Source organism: Pseudomonas sp. NPDC088414, from assembly GCF_044753325.1.
In the GTDB taxonomy this organism is placed as follows: domain Bacteria; phylum Pseudomonadota; class Gammaproteobacteria; order Pseudomonadales; family Pseudomonadaceae; genus Aquipseudomonas.
Genome location: NZ_JBIVMY010000015.1, coordinates 29,439 through 51,486, shown reverse-complemented (window position 1 = coordinate 51,486; position 22,048 = coordinate 29,439). Strand labels below are relative to the sequence as shown.

Below are 22,048 nucleotides of genomic sequence, written 5' to 3'. Positions count from 1 at the left end.
CTATGCAAGACAAGGTAAAGAAATAACATGGGCAGCATGCATCCCGTACAGGTGATCGCGGTGACCGGCGGCAAAGGTGGCGTCGGCAAGACTAACGTGTCAGTGAACTTGTCTCTGGCGCTGGCAGAGCTTGGCCGTCGGGTCATGCTGCTGGACGCTGACCTGGGGCTGGCGAACGTTGACGTTCTGCTGGGACTGACCCCCAAACGTACTCTGGCCGATGTGATCGAAGGCCGCTGTGAGCTGCGCGACGTGTTGTTGCAGGGGCCCGGCGGGATCCGCATCGTGCCGGCCGCTTCCGGCACCCAGAGCATGGTGCACCTGAGCCCGGCGCAACATGCCGGTCTGATTCAGGCCTTCAGCGACATCGGCGACAACCTCGATGTGCTGGTGATCGACACCGCTGCGGGTATTGGTGACTCGGTAGTCAGTTTTGTCCGCGCCGCCCAGGAAGTGTTGCTGGTGGTCTGCGACGAGCCGACCTCGATCACCGACGCCTACGCGCTGATCAAACTGCTCAACCGCGACTACGGCATGAACCGCTTCCGCGTCCTCGCCAACATGGCGCAGAGCCCGCAGGAAGGGCGTAACCTGTTCGCCAAGTTGACCAAGGTCACGGATCGCTTCCTCGACGTCGCCTTACAATACGTCGGCGCCGTGCCGTACGACGAAAGCGTACGCAAGGCCGTGCAGAAGCAGCGTGCGGTCTATGAAGCCTTCCCGCGTTCCAAGTGCGCGCTGGCGTTCAAGGCGATCGCGCAGAAGGTCGATACCTGGCCGCTGCCTGCCAACCCGCGCGGCCATCTGGAGTTTTTCGTCGAGCGCCTCGTGCAGCAAACGGCAGGGCCTGTGTTATGACCGCGAGCGGTATGAACTACTACAAGAAGTCGGCACGTGACGCGCAGTACGAGTTGATCGAGCGTTACGCGCCACTGGTCAAGCGCATTGCCTATCACCTGCTGGCGCGCTTGCCGGCGAGTGTGCAGGTTGAAGACCTGATTCAGGCCGGGATGATCGGCCTGCTCGAAGTCTCGACCAAATACGACGCCAGCAAAGGCGCCAGTTTCGAAACGTACGCGGGCATCCGGATCCGCGGCGCGATGCTCGACGAAGTACGCAAAGGGGACTGGGCTCCGCGCTCGGTTCACCGCAACACCCGTATGGTCAGCGACGCAATTCGCGCAATTGAAGCTAAAACCGGCCGTGACGCTAAAGATCACGAGGTTGCGGCCGAACTCCAATTGAGTCTCGACGATTACTACGGGATTTTGAATGACACCCTGGGCAGCCGGCTGTTCAGTTTCGACGACCTGTTGCAGGACGGCGAACACGAAGGGCTGCACGAGGATGGCGCCAGTGCTCATCTTGAGCCGTCACGCGATCTGGAAGATGAACGCTTCCAGGCGGCGCTGGCGGACGCGATTGCCAATTTGCCGGAGCGTGAGCGACTGGTGTTGGCGCTGTATTACGACGAAGAACTGAACCTCAAGGAAATCGGTGAAGTCCTTGGCGTCAGTGAATCGCGGGTCAGCCAGTTACACAGCCAGTGCGCGGCCCGTTTGCGGGGGCGTTTGGGGGAGTGGCGAGCGCGCTGAAGGCAGTGTGGGGACACTGCGAACGAGGCTGGTGCGGTGATGAACGGCACCGGTCTTGCTCTGTTGTGCTCCAGACAGTCTTCGAGTGCTGCGCCGATTGATTGAAGTGGCGCGTCCAGGTGCTGGGCGCGTTTAAGACTGCTTGGAGGTCGAATTGAACAAAGACATGAAAATCCTCATCGTTGATGACTTCTCAACGATGCGGCGGATCATCAAGAACCTGCTGCGCGATCTCGGGTTCACCAACACCGTCGAGGCCGACGATGGCACGACCGCCATTCCGGTGCTCAACAGCGGCAGCATCGACTTTCTGGTAACGGACTGGAACATGCCGGGCATGACCGGTATCGACTTGCTGCGCCACGTGCGTGCCGATGAAAAACTCAAGCATCTGCCGGTGCTGATGGTGACCGCTGAAGCCAAGCGCGAGCAAATCATCGAGGCCGCTCAGGCTGGTGTGAACGGCTACGTGGTCAAACCTTTCACGGCTCAGGCGTTGAAAGACAAAATCGAGAAGATTTTCGAACGCATCGGCTGATGACGCGCGGGGGAGCTATGGAGCATAACGAATCTTCACAGGGCGATTTCGAGTCGACCCTGAAAAAACACGCGGTCGAACTGGTCGAGAGCCTTGAAAAAGGCAGGTTCGGCGACGCTGTGCAACTGATCCATGAGCTCAATCAGACCCGTGACCGCGGCCTGTATCAGGAAGTGGGCAAGCTCACACGCGAACTGCACAGTGCGATCGTCAATTTCCAGATCGATCCGCACATGCCGCAGGCCGAGGAAGTGTCGCAAATCACCGACGCCACCGAACGCTTGGGCTATGTGGTCAAGCTGACCGAAGCCGCGGCCAACCGCACCATGGATCTGGTGGAAAGCGCCACGCCGGTGGTCAATGGCCTGGCTGAAGAAGCCCAGGCGCTGAGCACCGATTGGGGCCGCTTCATGCGTCGCGAGGTCGGGGCTGAAGAGTTCCGCGAGCTGGCGCGCCGGGTCGACGGTTTTCTGTCACGCAGCAGCACGGACAACCGTGCGGTGTCGAGCAATCTGAACGACATCCTGCTGGCTCAGGATTATCAGGACCTCACCGGTCAAGTGATCAAGCGTGTGACCCAGCTGGTCACCGAAGTCGAAAGCAATTTGCTCAAACTCGTCCTCATGGCCAGTCAGGTGGACCGCTTTGCGGGCATCGAACACGACCGCGCCGCGATGCTTGCAGAAAAAGATCCACAAAAACATCTCTCGCAGGGTGAAGGTCCGCAGATTCATGCCGATAAACGAGAAGACGTTGTGTCCGGTCAGGACGATGTGGACGATTTGTTATCCAGCCTTGGATTTTGAGTTTAGGTTTTTAGACCTGTAGGAGCACCCCATTAATGAGCTTCGGCGCCGATGAAGAGATCCTTCAGGATTTCCTGGTTGAGGCCGGCGAGATTCTTGAGCAACTGTCCGAGCAACTGGTCGAGCTGGAAAGCCGCCCGGATGACGCAGATCTGCTCAACGCAATTTTTCGCGGTTTCCACACTGTAAAAGGGGGCGCCGGCTTCCTTCAGCTCAATGAGCTGGTGGAGTGCTGTCACATCGCCGAAAACGTGTTCGACATCCTGCGCAAGGGTGAGCGTCGCGTTGATGCAGAACTGATGGACGTGGTGCTTGAAGCACTGGACGCGGTGAACAGCATGTTCAGCGAAGTCCGTGAACGTGCACCGATCACTGCCGCTACCCCGGAACTGCTGGCCGCGCTGGCGCGTCTGGCCGAACCGCAATCGGCTGACGAAGCCCCGGCTTCGCCGGTGGCCGAGATGATCGAAGAGCTGGTCGTCGAAGGCGATTCGAGCGATTCGGGCGACATCACCGATAACGAATTCGAACAGCTGCTCGATTCGCTGAACGCCGTCAAGGCCGAAGCCGAAGCGCCGATTGCTGTGGCATCTGCGCCGGTTGCCGATGCGGCCGCCAGCGATGAAATCACCGACGCTGAATTCGAGTCCTTGCTCGATCAGTTGCACGGCAAAGGCCAGTTCGCGCCGGACGCCGTGGCACCGACGGCGGCCGCTGCGGCGGCACCGGCGGCGGGCGATAGCTCGGACATCACCGACGACGAATTCGAAGCACTGCTCGATCAGTTGCATGGCAAGGGCAACTTTGCCGTGGAAGCGCTGGAGTCGGCGATCGCCTCGGCACCGGTTGCGCCTGCCGCACCGGCGGCCGCCGCTGCCGGCAGCGATCTGATCAGCGATCATGAGTTCGAATCGCTGCTCGACGAGCTGCACGGCAAAGGCAAGTTCACCGACGTTGGCGCCGCTGCTGCGGGCACCGCATCGGCCTTGGCTGCGCCTGCCGCCAAGGCCGCCGCCGCTCCGGCTGCTGCGCCGAAGGCAGCACCCAAGCCTGAACCGAAAGCCGAAGCGCCAAAACCGGCTGCCGCGGCTGCACCAGCCCCGGCCCGCGCTGCCGCGGCGCCGCCACCGGAAAAACCGGCGAGCGAAGCCGAGACCACCGTGCGGGTCGATACCGCGCGTCTCGACGAAATCATGAACATGGTCGGCGAACTGGTGCTGGTGCGTAACCGCCTGGTGCGCCTGGGTCTCAACAGCGGCGATGAAGCCATGTCCAAGGCCGTGTCGAACCTCGACGTGGTCACGGCTGACTTGCAGACCGCAGTGATGAAGACCCGGATGCAGCCGATCAAGAAGGTCTTCGGGCGCTTCCCGCGTCTGGTTCGCGACCTCGCGCGTCAGCTCAAGAAAGAGATCAACCTGGAACTGGTGGGTGAAGAAACCGACCTCGACAAAAACCTTGTCGAGGCCCTGGCCGACCCGCTGGTCCACTTGGTGCGCAACGCGGTTGACCACGGTATCGAGTCGCCGGAAGAACGCGAAGCTTCGAGCAAGGCCCGTGGCGGTCGCGTGGTACTGGCCGCCGAGCAGGAAGGCGATCACATCCTGTTGTCGATCTCCGACGACGGCAAGGGCATGGACCCGAACGTGCTGCGTTCGATCGCGGTAAAACGCGGTGTGATGGACAAGGACGCGGCCGATCGCCTGAGCGATACCGAGTGCTACAACCTGATTTTCGCCCCGGGTTTCTCGACCAAGACCGAGATCTCCGACGTGTCCGGCCGCGGTGTCGGCATGGACGTGGTGAAGACCAAGATTTCCCAGCTCAACGGTTCGATCAACATCTACTCGACCAAGGGCCAGGGCTCGAAGATCGTCATCAAGGTGGCGCTGACGCTGGCGATCATGCCGACCCTGATGGTGATGCTCGGCAATCAGGCGTTTGCCTTCCCGCTGGTCAACGTCAACGAAATCTTCCACCTCGACCTGTCGACCACCAACGTGGTGGACGGTCAGGAAGTGGTGATCGTGCGGGACAAGGCGCTGCCATTGTTATACCTCAAGCGCTGGCTTGTCAGCTCCGCCGCTCACGAAGAGCAGCGCGAAGGCCATGTGGTGATCCTTTCGGTGGGCACCCAGCGGATCGGCTTCGTCGTCGATCAACTGGTCGGCCAGGAAGAAGTGGTCATCAAGCCATTGGGCAAAATGCTGCAGGGCACTCCGGGCATGTCCGGCGCCACCATCACCGGTGACGGCCGCATCGCGCTGATTCTCGATGTTCCAAGCATGCTCAAGCGTTACGCGACGAAGCGTATTTGAATCCGGGGCAGCGGGGCGACGACGTCCCGCTGCACCTAATGGAGTGTTTATGGCAGTCAAAGTCCTGGTGGTGGACGATTCGGGTTTTTTCCGCCGCCGCGTCTCGGAAATTCTTTCAGCGGATCCGAGCATCCAGGTGGTCGGTACGGCCACCAACGGTAAAGAGGCGATCGATCAGGCCCTGGCCCTCAAGCCGGACGTGATCACCATGGACTACGAGATGCCGATGATGGATGGCATCACGGCGGTGCGGCACATCATGCAGCGCTGCCCGACCCCGGTGTTGATGTTCTCCTCGCTGACCCACGAAGGCGCCCGGGTCACCCTGGATGCGCTGGATGCCGGTGCGGTGGATTTCCTGCCGAAGAATTTCGAAGACATCTCGCGCAACCCCGAGAAGGTCAAGCAACTGCTGTGCGAGAAGGTCCACAGCATCTCGCGCAGCAATCGTCGCTTCAGTGCCTACAGTGCACCGGCTCCGGCCGCGGCACCGACGCCTGCGCCAGCACCGGCGGCATCGAGCTTCAGCGGCCACAGCGCTGCTCCGACGCGTCCGGCGCCGGCTCCAGCACCCGCTCGCGCGCCGGCTGCCAGCGCTTCGTCGCCGGCACCGAAACGCAAAGCCTACAAACTGGTTGCCATCGGCACTTCGACCGGCGGCCCGGTTGCCCTGCAACGGGTGCTGACCCAATTGCCGGCGAACTTCCCGGCGCCGATCGTGCTGATCCAGCACATGCCGGCGGCGTTCACCAAGGCGTTTGCCGAGCGCCTGGACAAGCTGTGCCGCATCAGCGTCAAGGAAGCCGAGGATGGCGACATCCTGCGTCCGGGCCTGGCGCTGCTGGCCCCGGGTGGCAAGCAGATGATGATCGACGGCCGTGGCGCGGTGAAAATCCTCCCGGGCGACGAGCGTCTGAATTACAAACCGTGCGTGGACATCACCTTCGGTTCTGCAGCCAAGTCTTACGGTGACAAAGTTCTGGCGGTGGTCCTCACCGGCATGGGCGCCGATGGCCGCGAAGGCGCGCGTCTGCTCAAGCAGGGCGGCAGCTCGGTATGGGCGCAGGACGAAGCAAGCTGCGTGATCTACGGCATGCCGATGGCCATCGTCAAAGCCGATCTGGCTGACGCGGTCTACGGCCTGGACGACATCGGCAAGCACATCGTCGAGGCGTGTATCTGATGGATGTTCTAAGCCTTATCGGGATCATCATGGCGTTCGTCGCCATCATCGGCGGCAACTACCTTGAAGGCGGTCACCTCGGCGCGCTGGCCAACGGCCCGGCGGCGCTGATCGTGCTCGGTGGCACCATCGGTGCCGCGCTGCTGCAATCGCCGATGAGCGCCTTCAAGCGCGCCATGCAGATTCTCGCCTGGATCCTGTTTCCACCGCGCGTGGACCTGGCCGGCGGCATCGACCGGGTGGTTAACTGGAGTCTCACCGCACGCAAGGAAGGCCTGCTCGGCCTGGAAGGCGTGGCCGATGCCGAACCGGACAACTACTCGCGCAAGGGCCTGCAACTGCTGGTCGACGGCGCCGAGCCGGAAGCGATCCGCAGCATCCTCGAAGTGGATTTCTACACCCAGGAAGCCCGCGACATCGAAGCGGCCAAAGTCTTCGAAAGCATGGGCGGCTACGCGCCGACCATCGGCATCATCGGTGCGGTCATGGGCCTGATTCATGTGATGGGCAACCTCGCTGATCCGACGCAATTGGGCAGCGGCATTGCCGTGGCATTCGTCGCGACCATCTACGGCGTGGCCAGTGCCAACCTGGTGTTGCTGCCGGTGGCGGCCAAGCTCAAGTCAATCGCGTTGCGGCAGTCGCGTTATCGCGAAATGTTGCTGGAAGGTATTTTGTCGATCGCCGAAGGTGAAAACCCACGCTCCATCGAGTTGAAGCTGCAAGGCTTCATGGATTAAGGGAATAACCTCATGGCTCGTCGCAGACATCAGGAAGAACACGTCAATCACGAGCGTTGGCTCGTGTCGTACGCTGACTTCATCACGTTGTTGTTCGCGTTCTTCGTGGTGATGTATTCCATCTCGTCGATCAACGAAGGCAAATACAAAGTCATTTCCGAAGCGCTGATCGGGGTTTTCACCGACTCCGATCGCTCGCTCAAGCCGATTCCGATCGGTGAGGAACGCCCAAAAACCGTGACCCCGGCCAAGCCGCTGGTCAAGGACAGCGAGCAGGTTGACGCCGGTATCGCCGGGGCCAGCGATCCGCTGAAAAGCATTGCCGATGACATCAGTGCCGCGTTCGGCGACTTGATCAGCTCCAACCAGATGACCGTGCGCGGCAACGAGTTGTGGGTCGAGATCGAACTCAACTCCAGCCTGTTGTTCGGCAGCGGCGACGCGATGCCGAGTGATATCGCGTTCAACATCATCGACAAGGTCGCGGCGATCCTCAAACCGTTCGACAACCCGATCCACGTCGAAGGCTTCACCGACGATCAGCCGATCCGCACCGCGCAATACCCGACCAACTGGGAACTGTCCTCGGCGCGTTCGGCGAGCATCGTCCGCATGCTGGCGATGCAGGGCGTGAATCCTGGCCGTCTGGCTTCGGTGGGGTATGGCGAGTTTCAGCCGGTGGCCAACAACGCCACTGCCGAAGGCCGGGCGAAAAACCGTCGTGTGGTGCTGGTGGTGTCGCGCAATCTCGATGTGCGCCGCAGTCTGACCGGCACCGGTACCGCCAATGCACAACCGGACGCGGCATTGAAGCGCGCTGGCACACAAACTGCACCGTCCCCGGTCAAGACGCCGGGACGCGAGAGTGCCGTCAATTCTCCGTCGCCCGCATTAATACGCTGAGCTATGTCTCGGTCGAGCATCTCGACCGGGAGGAACGAACCGAATGAGAGTCTGGGCAGTCGCCAATCAAAAGGGTGGTGTCGGTAAAACCACATCTTCCATCGCTTTAGCCGGATTGCTGGCGGAGGCGGGCAAGCGCGTGGTTGTGGTCGATCTCGACCCGCACGGCTCGATGACCAGCTATTTCGGCTACGACCCCGACAGCCTGGAACACAGCAACTACGACCTGTTTCTGCACAAGGGCACGGTGCCACAAGGCTTGCCCGGCCAGTTGCTGCTGTCGACCAGCGACGAACGCATTTCCCTGTTGCCGTCCAGCACCGCGCTGGCCACCCTCGAGCGCCAGTCGCCGGGGCAGAGTGGTCTGGGCCTGGTGATCGCCAAGAGTCTGGCGCAGCTGTGGCAGGACTTCGACTACGCAATCATCGACAGCCCGCCGTTGCTCGGCGTGCTGATGGTCAACGCCCTGGCCGCGAGCCAGCAACTGGTGATCCCGGTGCAGACCGAGCACCTGGCCGTCAAAGGTCTGGAGCGCATGGTCAACACCCTGGCGATGATCAACCGCTCGCGCAATCAGGCGCTGCCGTTCAGCATCGTACCGACCCTGTTCGACCGCCGCACCCAGGCGTCGCTGGGCACCTTGCGCGTGCTGCGTGACAAATTCCCCGAAGAGATCTGGCAGGGTTACATCCCGGTCGATACCCGTCTGCGCGACGCCAGCCGGGCCGGGGTCACGCCTTCGCAATTCGATGGCAAGAGCCGTGGCGTGCTGGCTTATCGCGCGCTGCTCAAGCATCTGCTGGCGCAACAACTTGTTCCGCAGGTGGCCTGAGCATGAATCGGCCGATCAAACTGACGTCGCGTCCGCAACTGGCGTTGCAGTCCTATTTGGACAGCTTGCTGCAGGAAATCCCTGACGAGTTGCCGCCAGTGGAAGTGCAGGTCGAGGCGCCGGTCGAGGTGGTCGAAAGTGCTGCGACGCTGGACGAGTTCCAGGCTGCGGTGCTGGAAGAGCAGGCGCGTGATGCGCAGAAAGCCGCCAAGCCTGCCGCCCCGGTTGCCGCGCCTGCCGTGGCGCCCGTTGCCAAAGCACCGGTGGCATTGATCGAAGAAGCCGAGCCGCTGCGTGCGCCGGTGTCGACACTCGCACCGCTGTTGCAAACCCAATTGCTGAAAACCGCGCCGGAACCGGTCGTGGTCGAACCGGCGCCGGTTGCGCCCGCACCCGTCGAGCAGACGCGGGTGCCGCCAGTGGTGGAAGTGCATTTGCCGCCGAGCAACACGCCGCCACCGGTGGAAACCGATGGCCGTCCGGCCTGGGCTGCCGAAGCCTTCGAATGCCTGTTGTTCGATGTTGCCGGGCTGACGCTGGCGGTGCCGCTGGTGTGCCTCGGTTCGATCTATTCGCTGGCCGGCCACGAGTTGACGCCGCTGTTCGGTCAGCCGGAATGGTTCCTCGGGATTCTGCCGAGCCAGGCCGGCAATCTGAAAGTGTTGGACACCGCGCGTTGGGTCATGCCGGATCGCTATCGCGATGACTTCCGTCAGGGCCTGCAGTACGTGATTTCGGTACAAGGTTACGAATGGGGCCTGGCGGTGCATCAGGTCAGCCGTTCGTTGCGACTGGACCCGAATGAAATCAAATGGAGAAGTCACCGGGGTCAGCGGCCATGGCTCGCCGGCACGGTGATCGAGCACATGTGTGCATTACTTGATGTAGCCGCGCTGGCCGAGTTGATCGCCAGCGGCGGGGCAAAGCACTTGGGCGGCCACAAGCCGCTACATAAATCGACATAGCAGCCGACATAACAGTCAGGCGAAGGCATTTTTCAATGCCTCCACACAGAACACACACCGCCCAGTGCGGTTTTTTCGAGGGGTCAGGGTATGAGTAGTCAGGCGACGAATGCAAAGGGTTCTGAAGATCCGATCCTGCAATGGGTGACCTTCAAGCTGGACAACGAAACCTACGGCATCAACGTGATGCGCGTTCAGGAAGTCCTGCGTTACACCGAAATCGCGCCGGTACCGGGTGCGCCAAGCTACGTGCTGGGCATCATCAACCTGCGCGGTAACGTGGTTACCGTGATCGACACCCGTCAGCGCTTCGGCCTGAACAGCGGCGAGATCAGCGACAACACCCGTATCGTCATCATCGAAGCCGACAAGCAAGTGGTCGGGATCATGGTCGACAGCGTGGCTGAAGTGGTTTACCTGCGTCAGTCGGAAATCGAGACCGCGCCGAACGTCGGTAACGAAGAGTCGGCCAAGTTCATCCAGGGCGTGTGCAACAAGAACAACGAGTTGCTGATCCTGGTCGAGCTGGACAAGATGATGAGCGAAGAAGAATGGTCGGAACTGGAGAGCATCTGATTGATTCTCGAGGTTGCGGTCATTGTCCTGTTCCTCTTCTGGGCAGGCACGCTGGCGATGTTTCTGGCGTACATCAAGGCGCAGCGGGTGATCGCGGCGCAACAGGCTCAGGGCGATGCGCTGCGTGATCAGCGCATCAAGGACCTGGCCAAGCGCGTCGACGACTATCAGAACGGCAACGTGCGCATGGGCGAAGCCCTGCACGAGCTGCGTTCGGTCGTCGGTCCGTTGCCGGACAAGATTGTCGCGCTGGAACAGCGCGACCCGTCGAGCCTGTCGTTCGCCCAGGCGGCGAAACTGGTGGGGATGGGCGCGAGCGTTGATGAGCTGACTCAGTCCTGCGGCTTGACCCAGGCTGAGGCGGAGTTGATGCGCAAATTGCACAGAAGCTGAAGATCAAAAGATCGCAGCCTGCGGCAGCTCCTACATCGGGATTCGCGTTTCCCTGTAGGAGCTGCCGCAGGCTGCGATCTTTTGCTTTCAAGGCTTAGTAATCATCCCCACGTGCGGTGATGTCCTTCTCGACCATCGGCGCATCCGGATCCTGCCCCTCGGGGAATTTCCCCTTCAGATTCCACGCAAACGCGATGATCTCGGCGATTGTGCGATACAGCTCCTCGGGGATGCTGTCGCCCAGTTCCATCCGCGCCAACAGCCGCACCAGCTCGGCGTTCTCATAGATCGGCACTTCACAGTCGCGGGCGATCCGCAGGATTTCTTCGGCCAGTTCCTCGTCGCCCTTGGCGGTGAGAGTCGGGGCGTGGTTGCCGTCGTATTTGAGGGCGATGGCCTGGCGTGGAGCAGTGGAATCGTTCATGCGGTTTCGTCGACCCAGCGATGTTCGAGGCGGGTTTGGTTGCCTTGCGGCGGGGTGCCGAGGTGGCAGTCGAGATCGCCGACGTTCAGCCCGCGATCGAGCAGGCGCTGGCGCAGCGCGAACAGATTGGTTTCGATCAGGTCGGCGGTGTACGGGCGTTCGGCCCAGAGCTGGCTCGACAGGCTGCCGGCAATCAGCTGCGCCTGAATCTGCATCGGCCCCAACGGCTCCATGTCGAAGGCCAGGTCGACGCGCCACAGCTGCTGTCTGGGTTCGCGCTCGTCACGGCGTTCGTTGGGTTGCGCTTCTCTTTCCGGCGCTTCTTCGCGCTGGAACTTGACCTGCAACGGCACGATGTCCTGCAGGTTGCGCATGGGGATTTCCAGCTGCCAGGTGCTGAGCAGACGGCCGTCATCGGTGACCCCGGTCTGCTCCAGGCTCGACAGTTGATGGCTTTGCAGGCGCGACACGGCCGCCGCCGCGAGACGCAGCAGATGCTCCAGATCGCCTTCGCCGTCGAGGCTTTGCAGCAGACGGTCGGGCAGGGGGAAACTGCTCGGCACGGGTTTGGCGCTGACCTGACCGAGGGTGCCGAGGGCGTTGCGCACGAAACTCGGCAGCGCCTGTGCCAGGGTGTTGGCGGCGATGATCGCGTTGAAACTGGCATTGCCCGGCGCACCCGGCGACAGCTGTGCGATCAGTTTGAGCAGATCGGCTTTCATGTCCGGGGCCAGCGCCGGATTCTGTCCGGTCAGCAATTTGGCTTCGAGGAAGGCGCCGCTGTTGGCCAGGGCCAGCGCCACGCCTTTGGCGCTGCTCATCTGCTGCACATCCGGCAGGTTGGCGAGCAGGCGCGTGACGGCAGCGCGCAGATCCTGTGAGGTCTGATCGTCGTCGCTCGGCAGGTTTTGCAGAGCATTGAGCAAACCGTCCAGCGAACCTTGGCGAGTCTGCTGGCCGAGCAGTTGCTGGCTCACCGCCAATTGCTCCTGACGGCTGCTCAGCGGCACGAACTTGAGGGTTTGCGAGTCTTCGACCAGTGCCGAAAGCAGGGTGCCGATGCGCAGCGGCGTCGGGCTGTCGATGTCCAGTGTGGCGCCACTTTGTGCGGTGTTGAGCAGACTGACCAGCGAACGGTACACCGTCGGCTGCCCCGGCACTTGCGGCAGTGTCTGCGAGGTCAGCACCTTGCCTTGCAGCAGCGTGCCGACCGGCAACTGCGCCGTATCGATGCGGGTGAGGGCGGCGACGCTGCTGGCAATCGCCTGTTGCACGGTGATCGCCAGATTGCCCGCCGACGGCTGAGTGACGGCCAGGTTGGTGCCGGTCGGCAGCGGCAGGTTGCTGCTGGCTTGCACGGTGGTCTGCCGACCGCCGTCGACGGTGACCTTGAGCAGCAGTTGAAAGGTCTGATCCGCCTGCTTGAGCGACAACACCTCGGCCTGAGCACTTTGCCCGGCGCCAATCAAGCCTTCGACCGGGGTCAGCAGCTTGAGCAACTCACCGCTCATCGCCAGCGGACGCGTGTTCGCCGGGGTGGTGGGCGGGAGCGGGAGGATGTTCATTTCGCCTGTCATACGCGGACACAACCTGAGGAAATTGCGCTCTTGGGAGTAAGGCACGGCATGTATAATGCCGCGCGTCTTGCGCTTCGTTCAGAAAACATAGCAATTGTTTGATCCAGCTCTCTGGTTCGCACCGTCATTGCATTTATCCTGCATCTCTTTAACGGCCGCGCCAGAGCCGACTTGAACCGTATAAGGCCCGTGATCCCTTGACCAGTCCTGTCCTGCAAACCGTTGCCCTTGCCTGTGAGCGAGACCTGCGGCTGCTCTTCGAAAAACTCGAATTGAGACTGGCCAGTGGCGATATGGTGCAGATCAGCGGCCCCAACGGCAGCGGCAAAACCAGTCTGCTGCGCCTGTTGTCCGGGTTGATGCAGCCGACCAGCGGTCAGGTGCTGCTCAACGGTCAGCCTTTGACGGCCCAGCCGAGCGAACTGGCGCGCAACCTGCTGTGGATCGGCCACGCCGCCGGGATCAAGGACCTGCTGACCCCGGAAGAGAACCTGTCCTGGCTCTGCGCTCTGCATCGGCCGGCCGGGCGCGAGGCGATCTGGCAGGCGCTGGCAGCCGTAGGATTGCGCGGTTTTGAGGATGTTCCCTGCCACACCCTGTCCGCCGGTCAGCAACGCCGCGTGGCGCTGGCGCGGCTGTATCTGGACAGCCCGCCGCTGTGGATTCTCGACGAGCCGTTCACCGCGCTCGACAAACAGGGCGTGGCGCAGCTTGAAGAACACCTGGCCGGACACTGCGAGCGCGGCGGTCTGGTGGTGCTGACCACGCACCACACGCTGAGCCGGATGCCGGCCGGTTATCGCGATATCGATCTGGGGAACTGGGCAGTATGAGTGTGTTCGGCCTGCTGGTCGCCCGTGAGTCCCGCCTGCTGTTTCGCCGTCCGGCGGAGCTGGCCAATCCGCTGATTTTCTTTGCCATCGTCATCGCGTTGTTCCCGCTGGCCGTCGGCCCGGAAACTCAAGTCTTGCAAAACCTGTCCCCGGGGTTAGTCTGGGTGGCCGCGCTGTTGTCGGTCCTGCTGTCGCTGGACGGATTGTTTCGCAGTGATTTCGAAGATGGCTCCCTGGAACAGTGGGTCCTTTCGCCGCACCCGCTGCCACTTCTGGTGCTGGCCAAGGTGCTGGCACACTGGCTGTTCTCGGGACTGGCGCTGGTCTTGCTCTCGCCTCTGTTGGCGCTGATGCTCGGTTTGCCGGTCGCCTGCCTGCCGGTATTGCTGTTGTCGTTGCTGCTGGGTACACCGGTGCTGAGTTTGCTCGGCGCGGTGGGCGCGGCGCTGACGGTTGGTTTGAAACGCGGCGGCCTGTTGCTGGCGCTGCTGATTCTGCCGTTGTACATCCCGGTGTTGATCCTGGGCAGTGGCGCCTTGCAGGCCGCCTTGCAAGGCATGCCGGCGACCGGGTATCTGCTGTGGCTGGGTAGCCTGACCGCCCTGGCGATCACCCTGACACCTTTTGCAATAGCTGCTGGCCTGAAGATCAGCGTCGGCGAATAATGAGGTCTGGTTAAAATTTAACCAGCAAAGACCCTGAGACTGCTCACACCGATGAGCGGCACCCGTGATGGAAACAGTATGAACTGGACCTGGTTTCACAAGCTCGGCTCGCCCAAGTGGTTCTACGGCATCAGCAGCAGGTTTCTGCCGTGGCTGAGCGTCGCCGCGTTGCTGCTGATCAGCATTGGCGTGGTCTGGGGCCTGGCCTTCGCGCCGCCGGATTATCAGCAGGGCAACAGCTTTCGCATCATTTACATCCACGTGCCGGCGGCGATGCTCGCGCAGTCGATCTACGTGATGCTGGCGGTGTGCGGCGTGGTCGGGCTGGTGTGGAAGATGAAACTGGCTGACGTCGCCCTGCAATGCGCGGCGCCGATCGGCGCATGGATGACCGCCGTGGCGCTGGTCACCGGGGCGATCTGGGGCAAGCCGACCTGGGGTTCGTGGTGGGTCTGGGATGCGCGGCTGACTTCGATGCTGATTTTGCTGTTCCTGTATTTCGGGGTGATTGCGCTGGGCAACGCCATCAGCAACCGCGACAGCGCCGCCAAGGCCTGCGCCGTGCTGGCGATTGTCGGGGTGATCAACATTCCGATCATCAAGTACTCGGTGGAATGGTGGAACACCCTGCACCAGGGCGCAACCTTCACCCTCACGGAAAAACCGGCGATGCCCGCTGAAATGTGGCTGCCGCTGCTGCTGACGGTGCTGGGGTTCTACTGCTTCTTCGGCGCCGTGCTGTTGCTGCGCATGCGCCTTGAAGTGCTCAAGCGCGAAGCCCGCGCCAGTTGGGTCAAAGAAGAAGTGCAGAACAGTCTGGAGGCCGCGCGATGAGTTTCGCTTCATTCGGCGACTTCCTCGCCATGGGCCACCACGGCCTGTACGTCTGGTCGGCCTACGGCATCTGTCTGGCGGTGCTGATCCTCAACGTGGTCGCACCGATCGCGGCCCGCAAGCGCTATCTGCAACAAGAGGCGCGTCGTCTGCGCCGGGAGAACGGCAAGTGAATCCGCTGCGCAAAAAACGTCTGACCCTCATTCTGGCGATCCTGATCGGGGTCGGCGCCGCCGTCGGCCTGGCCCTCAGCGCCCTGCAGGAAAACATCAACCTGTTTTACACGCCGACCCAGATCGCCAACGGCGAAGCGCCGCACGACACGCGCATCCGCGCCGGCGGCATGGTCGAGAAGGGCTCGCTGCAGCGCTCGCCGGACTCACTGGACGTCAAATTCGTCGTCACCGATTTCAACAAAGCCGTGACCATCACCTACCGCGGGATCCTCCCGGATCTGTTCCGCGAAGGGCAGGGCATCGTCGCCCTGGGCAAACTCAACGCTGACGGCGTAGTGGTGGCCGACGAAGTGCTGGCCAAGCACGACGAGAAGTACATGCCGCCGGAAGTGACCAAAGCGCTGAAAGACAGTGGTCAATCGGCACCCACCCAAGCGAAGGAGGGTTGATCGATGACGTCTGCACTGTTTATTCCTGAACTCGGTCATCTGGCGATGATTCTGGCGCTGTGTTTTGCGCTGGTGCAGGCCGTGGTGCCGTTGCTCGGCGCGTGGCGCGGCGACCGCATGTGGATGGGCTTGGCCCAGCCGGCGGCGTGGGGTCAGTTTGCGTTCCTGCTGTTTGCCTTCGGTTGCCTGACCTACGCGTTCATGACCGACGATTTCTCGGTCGGGTACGTGGCGATGAACTCCAACAGCGCCTTGCCGTGGTACTACAAGTTCAGCGCGGTGTGGGGCGCCCACGAAGGTTCGCTGCTGCTGTGGGCGTTGATCCTCGGTGGCTGGACCTTCGCCGTGTCGGTGTTCTCCCGGCAGTTGCCGCAAGTCATGCTCGCTCGCGTACTGGCGGTGATGGGCATGATCAGCACCGGTTTCCTGTTGTTCCTGATCCTCACTTCCAACCCGTTCTCGCGGATCCTGCCGCAGATTCCCGCGGATGGTCGTGACCTCAATCCGCTGCTGCAAGACATCGGCCTGATCGTGCATCCACCGATGCTCTATATGGGTTATGTGGGTTTCTCGGTGGCATTCGCCTTCGCCATTGCCGCACTGCTCGGTGGTCGTCTCGACGCCGCCTGGGCACGCTGGTCGCGGCCGTGGACGATTGTCGCGTGGGCCTTCCTCGGCATTGGCATCACCCTCGGTTCGTGGTGGGCGTACTACGAGCTCGGCTGGGGCGGCTGGTGGTTCTGGGACCCGGTGGAAAACGCCTCGTTCATGCCATGGCTGGTCGGCACCGCGCTGATTCACTCGCTGGCGGTCACGGAAAAACGTGGGGTGTTCAAGAGCTGGACGGTGTTGCTGGCGATTGCTGCATTTTCGTTGAGCCTGCTCGGGACGTTCCTCGTACGCTCCGGCGTGTTGACTTCGGTGCATGCGTTCGCGTCCGACCCTGAGCGCGGCGTGTTCATTCTGATCTTCCTGCTGTTCGTGGTCGGCGGTTCGCTGACGCTGTTTGCGTTGCGTGCGCCGGTGGTCAAAAGCCAGGTCGGCTTCAACCTGTGGTCGCGGGAAACCCTGCTGCTGGGCAACAACCTGGTGCTGGTGGTGGCGGCGTCGATGATTCTGCTCGGCACCCTGTATCCGCTGATTCTTGATGCGATCAGCGGCGCCAAGCTGTCGGTAGGTCCGCCGTATTTCAACGCGCTGTTCATCCCGTTGATGGCGTTGCTGATGCTGGTGATGGCGGTCGGCGTAATCGTCCGCTGGAAGGACACCCCGGTGAAATGGCTGGCGAACATGCTGACTCCCGTGCTGCTCGGCAGCGTCGCGTTGGCGGTGGTGGCCGGTGTCGCTTACGGCGATTTCAACTGGGCGGTGATCGCGACGTTCCTGCTCGCCGCGTGGGTGCTGCTCGCCGGTGTGCGCGACATCTTCGACAAGACTCGCCACAAGGGCCTGATCAAAGGTCTGCCAACCCTGACCCGCAGCTACTGGGGCATGCAGATCGCTCACTTGGGCATCGCCGTGTGCGCCCTCGGTGTGGTGCTGTCGAGTCAGAACAGTGCCGAGCGCGACCTGCGTCTGGCGCCGGGCGAGTCGATGGATCTGGCCGGTTATCACTTCATCTTCGAGGGCGCCAAGCACTTCGAAGGGCCGAACTTCACCTCCGATAAGGGCACTATTCGGGTGATCCGTGACGGCAAGGAAGTCAGCGTGCTGCACCCGGAAAAACGCCTGTACACCGTGCAGAGTTCGATGATGACCGAGGCCGGGATCGACGCCGGTTTCACCCGCGATCTCTACGTCGCACTGGGCGAACCGCTGGAAAATGGCGCTTGGGCGGTGCGGGTTCACGTCAAGCCGTTCGTGCGCTGGATCTGGTTCGGCGGGCTGCTGACCGGTCTGGGCGGATTGCTGGCGGCGCTGGATCGGCGTTATCGAGTCAAGGTCAAAGCCAAGGTGCGTGAAGCCCTCGGCCTGCAAGGAGCGGCTGCATGAGACGTTGGTTGATGCTGGTACCCCTGGCGATTTTCCTGCTGGTGGCGGTGTTTCTTTATCGCGGGCTGTACCTCGATCCGGCGGAGCTGCCGTCGGCGATGATCAACAAGCCCTTCCCGGAGTTCACTCTGCCGAACGTGCAGGGCGACAAGACCCTGACCAAGGCTGACATTCTCGGCAAACCGGCGCTGGTCAACGTCTGGGGCACCTGGTGCATTTCCTGCCGGGTCGAGCACCCGGTGCTGAACAAACTGGCCGAGCGTGGCGTGGTGATCTACGGCATCAACTACAAGGACACCAACGCCGATGCGTTGAAGTGGCTGGCCGAATTCCACAATCCGTACCTGCTGGATATCCGTGACGATGAAGGTTCGCTGGGCCTGAACCTCGGCGTGTACGGCGCGCCGGAAACCTTCTTCATCGACGCCAAGGGCATCATCCGCGACAAGTACGTTGGGGTTATCGACGAGCAGGTCTGGCGCGAAAAACTCGCAGCCAAATATCAGGCACTGGTCGACGAGGCCAAGCCATGAAGCGCTTTATCGCTGCCGTGGTCTTGGGCCTGAGTCTGGCCGGCGTGGCGCATGCCGCCATCGACACTTACGAGTTCGCCAAGGAAGGTGATCGCGAGCGTTTTCGCGAGTTGACCAAGGAACTGCGTTGCCCCAAGTGCCAGAACCAGGACATCGCCGACTCCAACGCACCGATTGCCGCCGACCTGCGCAAAGAGATTTTCCGCATGCTCGGCGAGGGCAAGGACAATCAGCAGATCATCGATTTCATGGTCGATCGCTACGGTGATTTCGTCCGCTACAAACCGGCGCTCAATGCCAAGACCGCACTGCTGTGGTTCGGCCCGGCCGGCCTGTTGTTCGGCGGTCTGGTGGTGATCGCAGTGATCGTTCGCCGGCGTCGCGCACAGCGCACCGAGCCCCCACCATCGCTGTCCACCGAAGAGCGTCAGCGCCTCGACCAACTGTTGGATAAAAACCAAGAATGATTGATTTCTGGCTTGCCGCAGGGCTGTTGCTTCTGGTCGCCCTGAGTTTTCTGCTGATCCCGGTTTTGCGTGGCCGTCGCGCCCAGCGTGAAGAGGATCGTACTGCCCTGAACGTGGCGCTGTATCAGGAGCGCGTCGCCGAACTGCAAGCGCAGCAGGCCGAAGGTGTACTCGATGCGGCGCAAATGGACAGCGGTCGCGCGGAAGCGGCGCGTGAGCTGCTCGCCGATACCGAAGGCGTTGCCGCACCGCGTGTGTCGAAGCTGGGCAAGCCGTTGCCGTTGTTGGCCGCGGTGCTGGTGCCGGTGTTGGGCCTGGGGCTGTATCTGCATTTCGGTGCGGCGGACAAAGTTGAACTGACCCGCGAATTTGCCCAGGCGCCGCAGTCGATGGAAGAGATGACCCGGCGTCTGGAGCGCGCCGTTGCCGCGCAACCGGATTCGGCGGAAGGCCTGTACTTCCTCGGGCGCACCTACATGGCCCAGGATCGCCCGGCGGACGCGGCGAAGATGTTCGAACGCGCCGCCAACCTGGCCGGGCGCCAGCCGGAGCTGCTCGGCCAGTGGGCACAGGCGCAGTATTTTGCCGATGGCAAGAAGTGGTCGGACAAGATCCAGGCCCTGACCGACGAAGCGCTGAAAGCCGATCCGAAAGAAGTCACCAGCCTTGGCCTGCTCGGCATCGCCGCGTTCGAAGGCGAGCGTTACCAGCAAGCCATCGATTACTGGAACCGTTTGCTGGCGCAATTGCCAGAGGACGACAAATCCCGCGAAGCCCTGCAGGGCGGCATCAATCGTGCCACCGAACGGCTTGAAGCCAGTGGTGGCAAGGTCGCTGCGAGCCCGGCCGCCAAGGCTGCCGCGCTGCTCAAGGTGCGCGTGGATCTGGCCAGTGAACTCAAGGGCAAGGTGCAACCGGGCGACAGCGTGTTCATCTTCGCCCGCGCCGTTTCCGGCCCGCCGGCGCCGCTGGCGGCCAAGCGCCTGACCGTGGCCGATCTGCCGGTGACCGTCGAACTGGGCGATGCCGACGCCATGATGCCGCAGTTGAAACTGTCGAACTTTCCTGAAGTCCAACTGGTTGCGCGCATCTCCCGTGCCGGTCAACCGACCGCCGGGGAGTGGGTAGGTCGCAGCGGCCCGCTGGCCAGCAGCACCACCGCGCCGCAAACACTGACCATCGACAGCCCGGACCAATAACCGGAACAACAGGAACGCACCGCCATGCACAGTCTCGCCCGAATCGCAGTCATCACCATGGCCCTGGGCATGAGCGCCTGTGCGGTGCACCGACCGGAACCGACCACCAGCCTGCCGCCGATCCCGCCGTCACAACCGAGCCCGACCCCGTCGACCTCGCCGACCCCGGGCAAAAGCATTCCGGCCAAACCGTCCAAGCCAGTCCCACGCACCTCGGCCAGCTTCGCCCCGCCACCGGGCGGCAACAGCCACTGGGACCAGAAACTCGGCGTCTACGTCCTCGACGACCAGCCCAACACCTTCTACCGCCAGCGCACCTACTTCCGCTGGAACAACGGCTGGACCCGCTCCGTCAGCCCCAACGGCCCATGGGAAGACACCGACATCCACGGCGTGCCACCGGGGTTGGGCAAGCAGTTCGGGCAGTGATGAAAAAGCGGCGATCTCTGGATCGCCGTTTTTTTGTCTGGGTTCACAAAATGATTATTCAGAGAATCGCACGATAGGCGCTTAGCGCCCGAACTGGTGAATGCCTCACTCGTATCCTGTCCTTAACGCCTGTGCCTGCTCCGCGAGAAGCGCCATTGCCTGCTCGCTGGCGGTGTCGCGCCGGGTTTTATAGTCCATCAAATCGGCGAAACGCACACGTCGGTGCTTGCCGGTTTTGTGGTAGGACAACTCGCCGCTTTCCAGCAGTTTTATCAGGTGCGGGCGTGAGACATTGAGCATGTCTGCAGCTTCCTGAGTGGTCAGCTCGGCATGCACCGGTACGACTTGGACGGCATTGCCTTCAGCCAGCTCCGCCAGAATGTCCACCAGCAACCGCAGTGCAGAGGTGGGTAACTCGACCTGATGTGCCTGGTTCTGCTCGTCGAAAATCTGAATGTGCTGGGTTTCGAATCGGGTCGCGAGGTAGGCGTTGAGCGCGCGTCTGCCTTCGATTGCGGCTTTGACTTCGCGCTCCACAGGGAGGTTGAGAGAGGGGTGAAGGACAATCGACATAATGAATTCCAGCATTCTGAATAGAGGATGCAGAAACGTTATTCGAATTAAACGAAAATCGCAATAAACGAAACAGATTCGATTCAGGTCAGGTGTTTCAGCAGATTTTCCATGTACTCCACAAACGCCCGCGCCTTCGCACTGACCATCCGCCCCGTCGGAAACACTGCCCACAAGTCCTGATCCGGCAACGCCCAATCACCCATCACCGCCCTGACCGCACCACTCGCCAGTTCTGGGGCGAACATCCATTGCGAGGCGATGGTCAGGCCCTGATCGGCAAACACGGCCGCGCGCAAACCCTCGGCGGCGCTGACCCGCAGGCGGCCGGTCAGGGTTTGCGTCTGTTGTTCGTTACCTCGGATGAACGTCCAGGTCGCGCCACCGCTGAGGTTGTAGACGATGCCTTGGTGCTGATCCAGATCGGCAGGGCGGCTGGGTTCGCCGTGGCGAGCAAAGTACGCCGGGGTGCCGAGGACCACGCGGCGGCAGTCGGCGATCTTGCGCGCGGTGAGGCTGGAGTCGCTGAGCGGACCCATGCGCAGGGCGACGTCGATGCCTTCTTCCACCAGATTGATGTTGCGGTCGTCGAGCATCAGATCGATGTTCAATTGCGGATGCTGATCGAGAAACGGGCCCAACTGCGGCACGACGTGCAGGCGACCGAAAGTCACCGCAGCGCTGATCCGCAAGTTGCCGCGCAATCCGCCGGCGCTGCCACGGGCGGCGTTATCGGCTTCGTTGGCTTCATCGATGGCGCGTCTGGCCCGCTCGAAAAACGCCAGCCCCGCCTCGGTTGGCGTCAGGCCACGGGTCGAGCGCAGCAGCAGGCTGACCGCCAGGCGTTTCTCCAGTTGAGCGATGGTTTTCGACACGGCGGGCTGGCCGATATTCAGGCGTCGGGCGGCGGCGGAAAACGAGCCGGTTTCGACCACGCAGACGAAGGTTTCCATGGCGGCGAGGCGGTCCATCTCGAGTCCTTGTGCAATCTTGAAGCATTCAGAGGAGCCCTGTGGGAGCGAGCTTGCTCGCGAATACGGTCTGACAT

General features: G+C 62.1%; 26 protein-coding genes. 22 read left to right on the top strand and 4 right to left on the bottom strand.

The window, feature by feature from the left end:
- Positions 1-27 precede the first annotated feature (27 nt).
- The 12 genes from fleN (at position 28) to ACIP8I_RS14915 (ending at position 10,849) form a co-directional block, all read left to right on the top strand.
- Complete coding sequence (gene fleN / locus ACIP8I_RS14970; protein ID WP_003222917.1) at positions 28-858, top strand: flagellar synthesis regulator FleN; 831 nt, start codon at positions 28-30, stop codon at positions 856-858.
- The gene (fliA, locus tag ACIP8I_RS14965) at positions 855-1,595 is read left to right on the top strand and encodes an RNA polymerase sigma factor FliA (protein ID WP_003222919.1); all 741 of its coding nucleotides are present in this window, start codon (positions 855-857) and stop codon (positions 1,593-1,595) included. The genes fleN and fliA overlap by 4 nt, the downstream gene beginning before the upstream one ends.
- Positions 1,596-1,761: 166 nt before the next feature.
- A complete protein-coding gene (locus ACIP8I_RS14960) occupies positions 1,762-2,133 on the top strand; it encodes a chemotaxis response regulator CheY (protein WP_024012118.1) in 372 nt (123 codons plus the stop codon).
- A 17-nt stretch (positions 2,134-2,150) separates the two neighbouring features.
- Complete coding sequence (locus ACIP8I_RS14955; RefSeq protein WP_027613919.1) at positions 2,151-2,939, top strand: protein phosphatase CheZ; 789 nt, start codon at positions 2,151-2,153, stop codon at positions 2,937-2,939.
- 35 nt (positions 2,940-2,974) lie between these two features.
- Complete coding sequence (locus ACIP8I_RS14950; RefSeq protein WP_400762068.1) at positions 2,975-5,257, top strand: chemotaxis protein CheA; 2,283 nt, start codon at positions 2,975-2,977, stop codon at positions 5,255-5,257.
- A gap of 49 nt (positions 5,258-5,306) precedes the next feature.
- A complete protein-coding gene (locus tag ACIP8I_RS14945; RefSeq protein WP_400762066.1) occupies positions 5,307-6,440 on the top strand; it encodes a chemotaxis response regulator protein-glutamate methylesterase in 1,134 nt (377 codons plus the stop codon).
- The gene (locus tag ACIP8I_RS14940; RefSeq protein ID WP_003222929.1) at positions 6,440-7,180 is read left to right on the top strand and encodes a flagellar motor protein; all 741 of its coding nucleotides are present in this window, start codon (positions 6,440-6,442) and stop codon (positions 7,178-7,180) included. The genes ACIP8I_RS14945 and ACIP8I_RS14940 overlap by 1 nt, the downstream gene beginning before the upstream one ends.
- Before the next feature lie 12 nt (positions 7,181-7,192).
- Complete coding sequence (gene motD / locus ACIP8I_RS14935; protein ID WP_007967837.1) at positions 7,193-8,083, top strand: flagellar motor protein MotD; 891 nt, start codon at positions 7,193-7,195, stop codon at positions 8,081-8,083.
- A 43-nt stretch (positions 8,084-8,126) separates the two neighbouring features.
- Positions 8,127-8,915, top strand: coding sequence for a ParA family protein (locus ACIP8I_RS14930; protein WP_400762064.1), 789 nt, complete (start codon positions 8,127-8,129; stop codon positions 8,913-8,915).
- A 2-nt stretch (positions 8,916-8,917) separates the two neighbouring features.
- On the top strand, positions 8,918-9,880 hold the full coding sequence (locus ACIP8I_RS14925; RefSeq protein WP_400762062.1) for a chemotaxis protein CheW: 963 nt from the start codon (positions 8,918-8,920) through the stop codon (positions 9,878-9,880).
- A 90-nt stretch (positions 9,881-9,970) separates the two neighbouring features.
- Positions 9,971-10,456, top strand: a complete 486-nt coding sequence (locus ACIP8I_RS14920; RefSeq protein WP_003222936.1) for a chemotaxis protein CheW — start codon at positions 9,971-9,973, stop codon at positions 10,454-10,456.
- Positions 10,457-10,849 (top strand): DUF2802 domain-containing protein, encoded by a 393-nt coding sequence (locus ACIP8I_RS14915; RefSeq protein WP_007961680.1) that lies wholly within the window; start codon positions 10,457-10,459, stop codon positions 10,847-10,849.
- Between the two features lie 94 nt (positions 10,850-10,943).
- Here the strand turns inward: ACIP8I_RS14915 and ACIP8I_RS14910 are convergent, their stop codons facing one another.
- Positions 10,944-11,273, bottom strand: coding sequence for an EscU/YscU/HrcU family type III secretion system export apparatus switch protein (locus ACIP8I_RS14910; protein WP_095667171.1), 330 nt, complete (start codon positions 11,271-11,273; stop codon positions 10,944-10,946).
- Positions 11,270-12,850 (bottom strand): flagellar hook-length control protein FliK, encoded by a 1,581-nt coding sequence (locus tag ACIP8I_RS14905; protein WP_400762060.1) that lies wholly within the window; start codon positions 12,848-12,850, stop codon positions 11,270-11,272. The genes ACIP8I_RS14910 and ACIP8I_RS14905 overlap by 4 nt, the downstream gene beginning before the upstream one ends.
- 197 nt (positions 12,851-13,047) lie before the next feature.
- Between ACIP8I_RS14905 and ccmA the strand changes: the two genes are divergently transcribed.
- The 10 genes from ccmA to ACIP8I_RS14855 all read left to right on the top strand — a co-directional run bounded on the left by ccmA (position 13,048) and on the right by ACIP8I_RS14855 (position 20,427).
- Entirely contained in the window at positions 13,048-13,683 is a 636-nt protein-coding gene (gene ccmA, locus ACIP8I_RS14900; RefSeq protein ID WP_400762058.1) for a cytochrome c biogenesis heme-transporting ATPase CcmA, read from the top strand.
- A complete protein-coding gene (ccmB, locus tag ACIP8I_RS14895) occupies positions 13,680-14,348 on the top strand; it encodes a heme exporter protein CcmB (protein WP_003222942.1) in 669 nt (222 codons plus the stop codon). Before ccmA ends, ccmB begins: the two co-directional genes overlap by 4 nt.
- Before the next feature lie 78 nt (positions 14,349-14,426).
- A complete protein-coding gene (locus ACIP8I_RS14890) occupies positions 14,427-15,182 on the top strand; it encodes a heme ABC transporter permease (protein WP_400762056.1) in 756 nt (251 codons plus the stop codon).
- A complete protein-coding gene (ccmD, locus tag ACIP8I_RS14885) occupies positions 15,179-15,355 on the top strand; it encodes a heme exporter protein CcmD (RefSeq protein WP_003222944.1) in 177 nt (58 codons plus the stop codon). The genes ACIP8I_RS14890 and ccmD overlap by 4 nt, the downstream gene beginning before the upstream one ends.
- A complete protein-coding gene (gene ccmE / locus ACIP8I_RS14880; protein ID WP_400762054.1) occupies positions 15,352-15,807 on the top strand; it encodes a cytochrome c maturation protein CcmE in 456 nt (151 codons plus the stop codon). The genes ccmD and ccmE overlap by 4 nt, the downstream gene beginning before the upstream one ends.
- A gap of 3 nt (positions 15,808-15,810) precedes the next feature.
- Positions 15,811-17,799 carry a heme lyase CcmF/NrfE family subunit gene (locus ACIP8I_RS14875; protein ID WP_007961671.1) on the top strand — a complete coding sequence of 663 codons (1,989 nt, stop codon included), beginning with the start codon at positions 15,811-15,813 and terminating at the stop codon, positions 17,797-17,799.
- On the top strand, positions 17,796-18,332 hold the full coding sequence (locus tag ACIP8I_RS14870; protein WP_095139393.1) for a DsbE family thiol:disulfide interchange protein: 537 nt from the start codon (positions 17,796-17,798) through the stop codon (positions 18,330-18,332). Before ACIP8I_RS14875 ends, ACIP8I_RS14870 begins: the two co-directional genes overlap by 4 nt.
- The gene (locus ACIP8I_RS14865; protein ID WP_400762052.1) at positions 18,329-18,799 is read left to right on the top strand and encodes a cytochrome c-type biogenesis protein; all 471 of its coding nucleotides are present in this window, start codon (positions 18,329-18,331) and stop codon (positions 18,797-18,799) included. The genes ACIP8I_RS14870 and ACIP8I_RS14865 overlap by 4 nt, the downstream gene beginning before the upstream one ends.
- The gene (gene ccmI / locus ACIP8I_RS14860; protein ID WP_400762050.1) at positions 18,796-19,998 is read left to right on the top strand and encodes a c-type cytochrome biogenesis protein CcmI; all 1,203 of its coding nucleotides are present in this window, start codon (positions 18,796-18,798) and stop codon (positions 19,996-19,998) included. The genes ACIP8I_RS14865 and ccmI overlap by 4 nt, the downstream gene beginning before the upstream one ends.
- A 24-nt stretch (positions 19,999-20,022) precedes the next feature.
- Positions 20,023-20,427 (top strand): hypothetical protein, encoded by a 405-nt coding sequence (locus tag ACIP8I_RS14855; RefSeq protein ID WP_123586083.1) that lies wholly within the window; start codon positions 20,023-20,025, stop codon positions 20,425-20,427.
- A gap of 105 nt (positions 20,428-20,532) precedes the next feature.
- Here ACIP8I_RS14855 and ACIP8I_RS14850 read toward each other — a convergent pair whose 3' ends face one another.
- Positions 20,533-21,000 (bottom strand): helix-turn-helix domain-containing protein, encoded by a 468-nt coding sequence (locus ACIP8I_RS14850; RefSeq protein WP_400762130.1) that lies wholly within the window; start codon positions 20,998-21,000, stop codon positions 20,533-20,535.
- An 83-nt stretch (positions 21,001-21,083) separates the two neighbouring features.
- A complete protein-coding gene (locus tag ACIP8I_RS14845; RefSeq protein WP_400762049.1) occupies positions 21,084-21,971 on the bottom strand; it encodes a LysR family transcriptional regulator in 888 nt (295 codons plus the stop codon).
- Between the last annotated feature and the right edge of the window lie 77 nt (positions 21,972-22,048).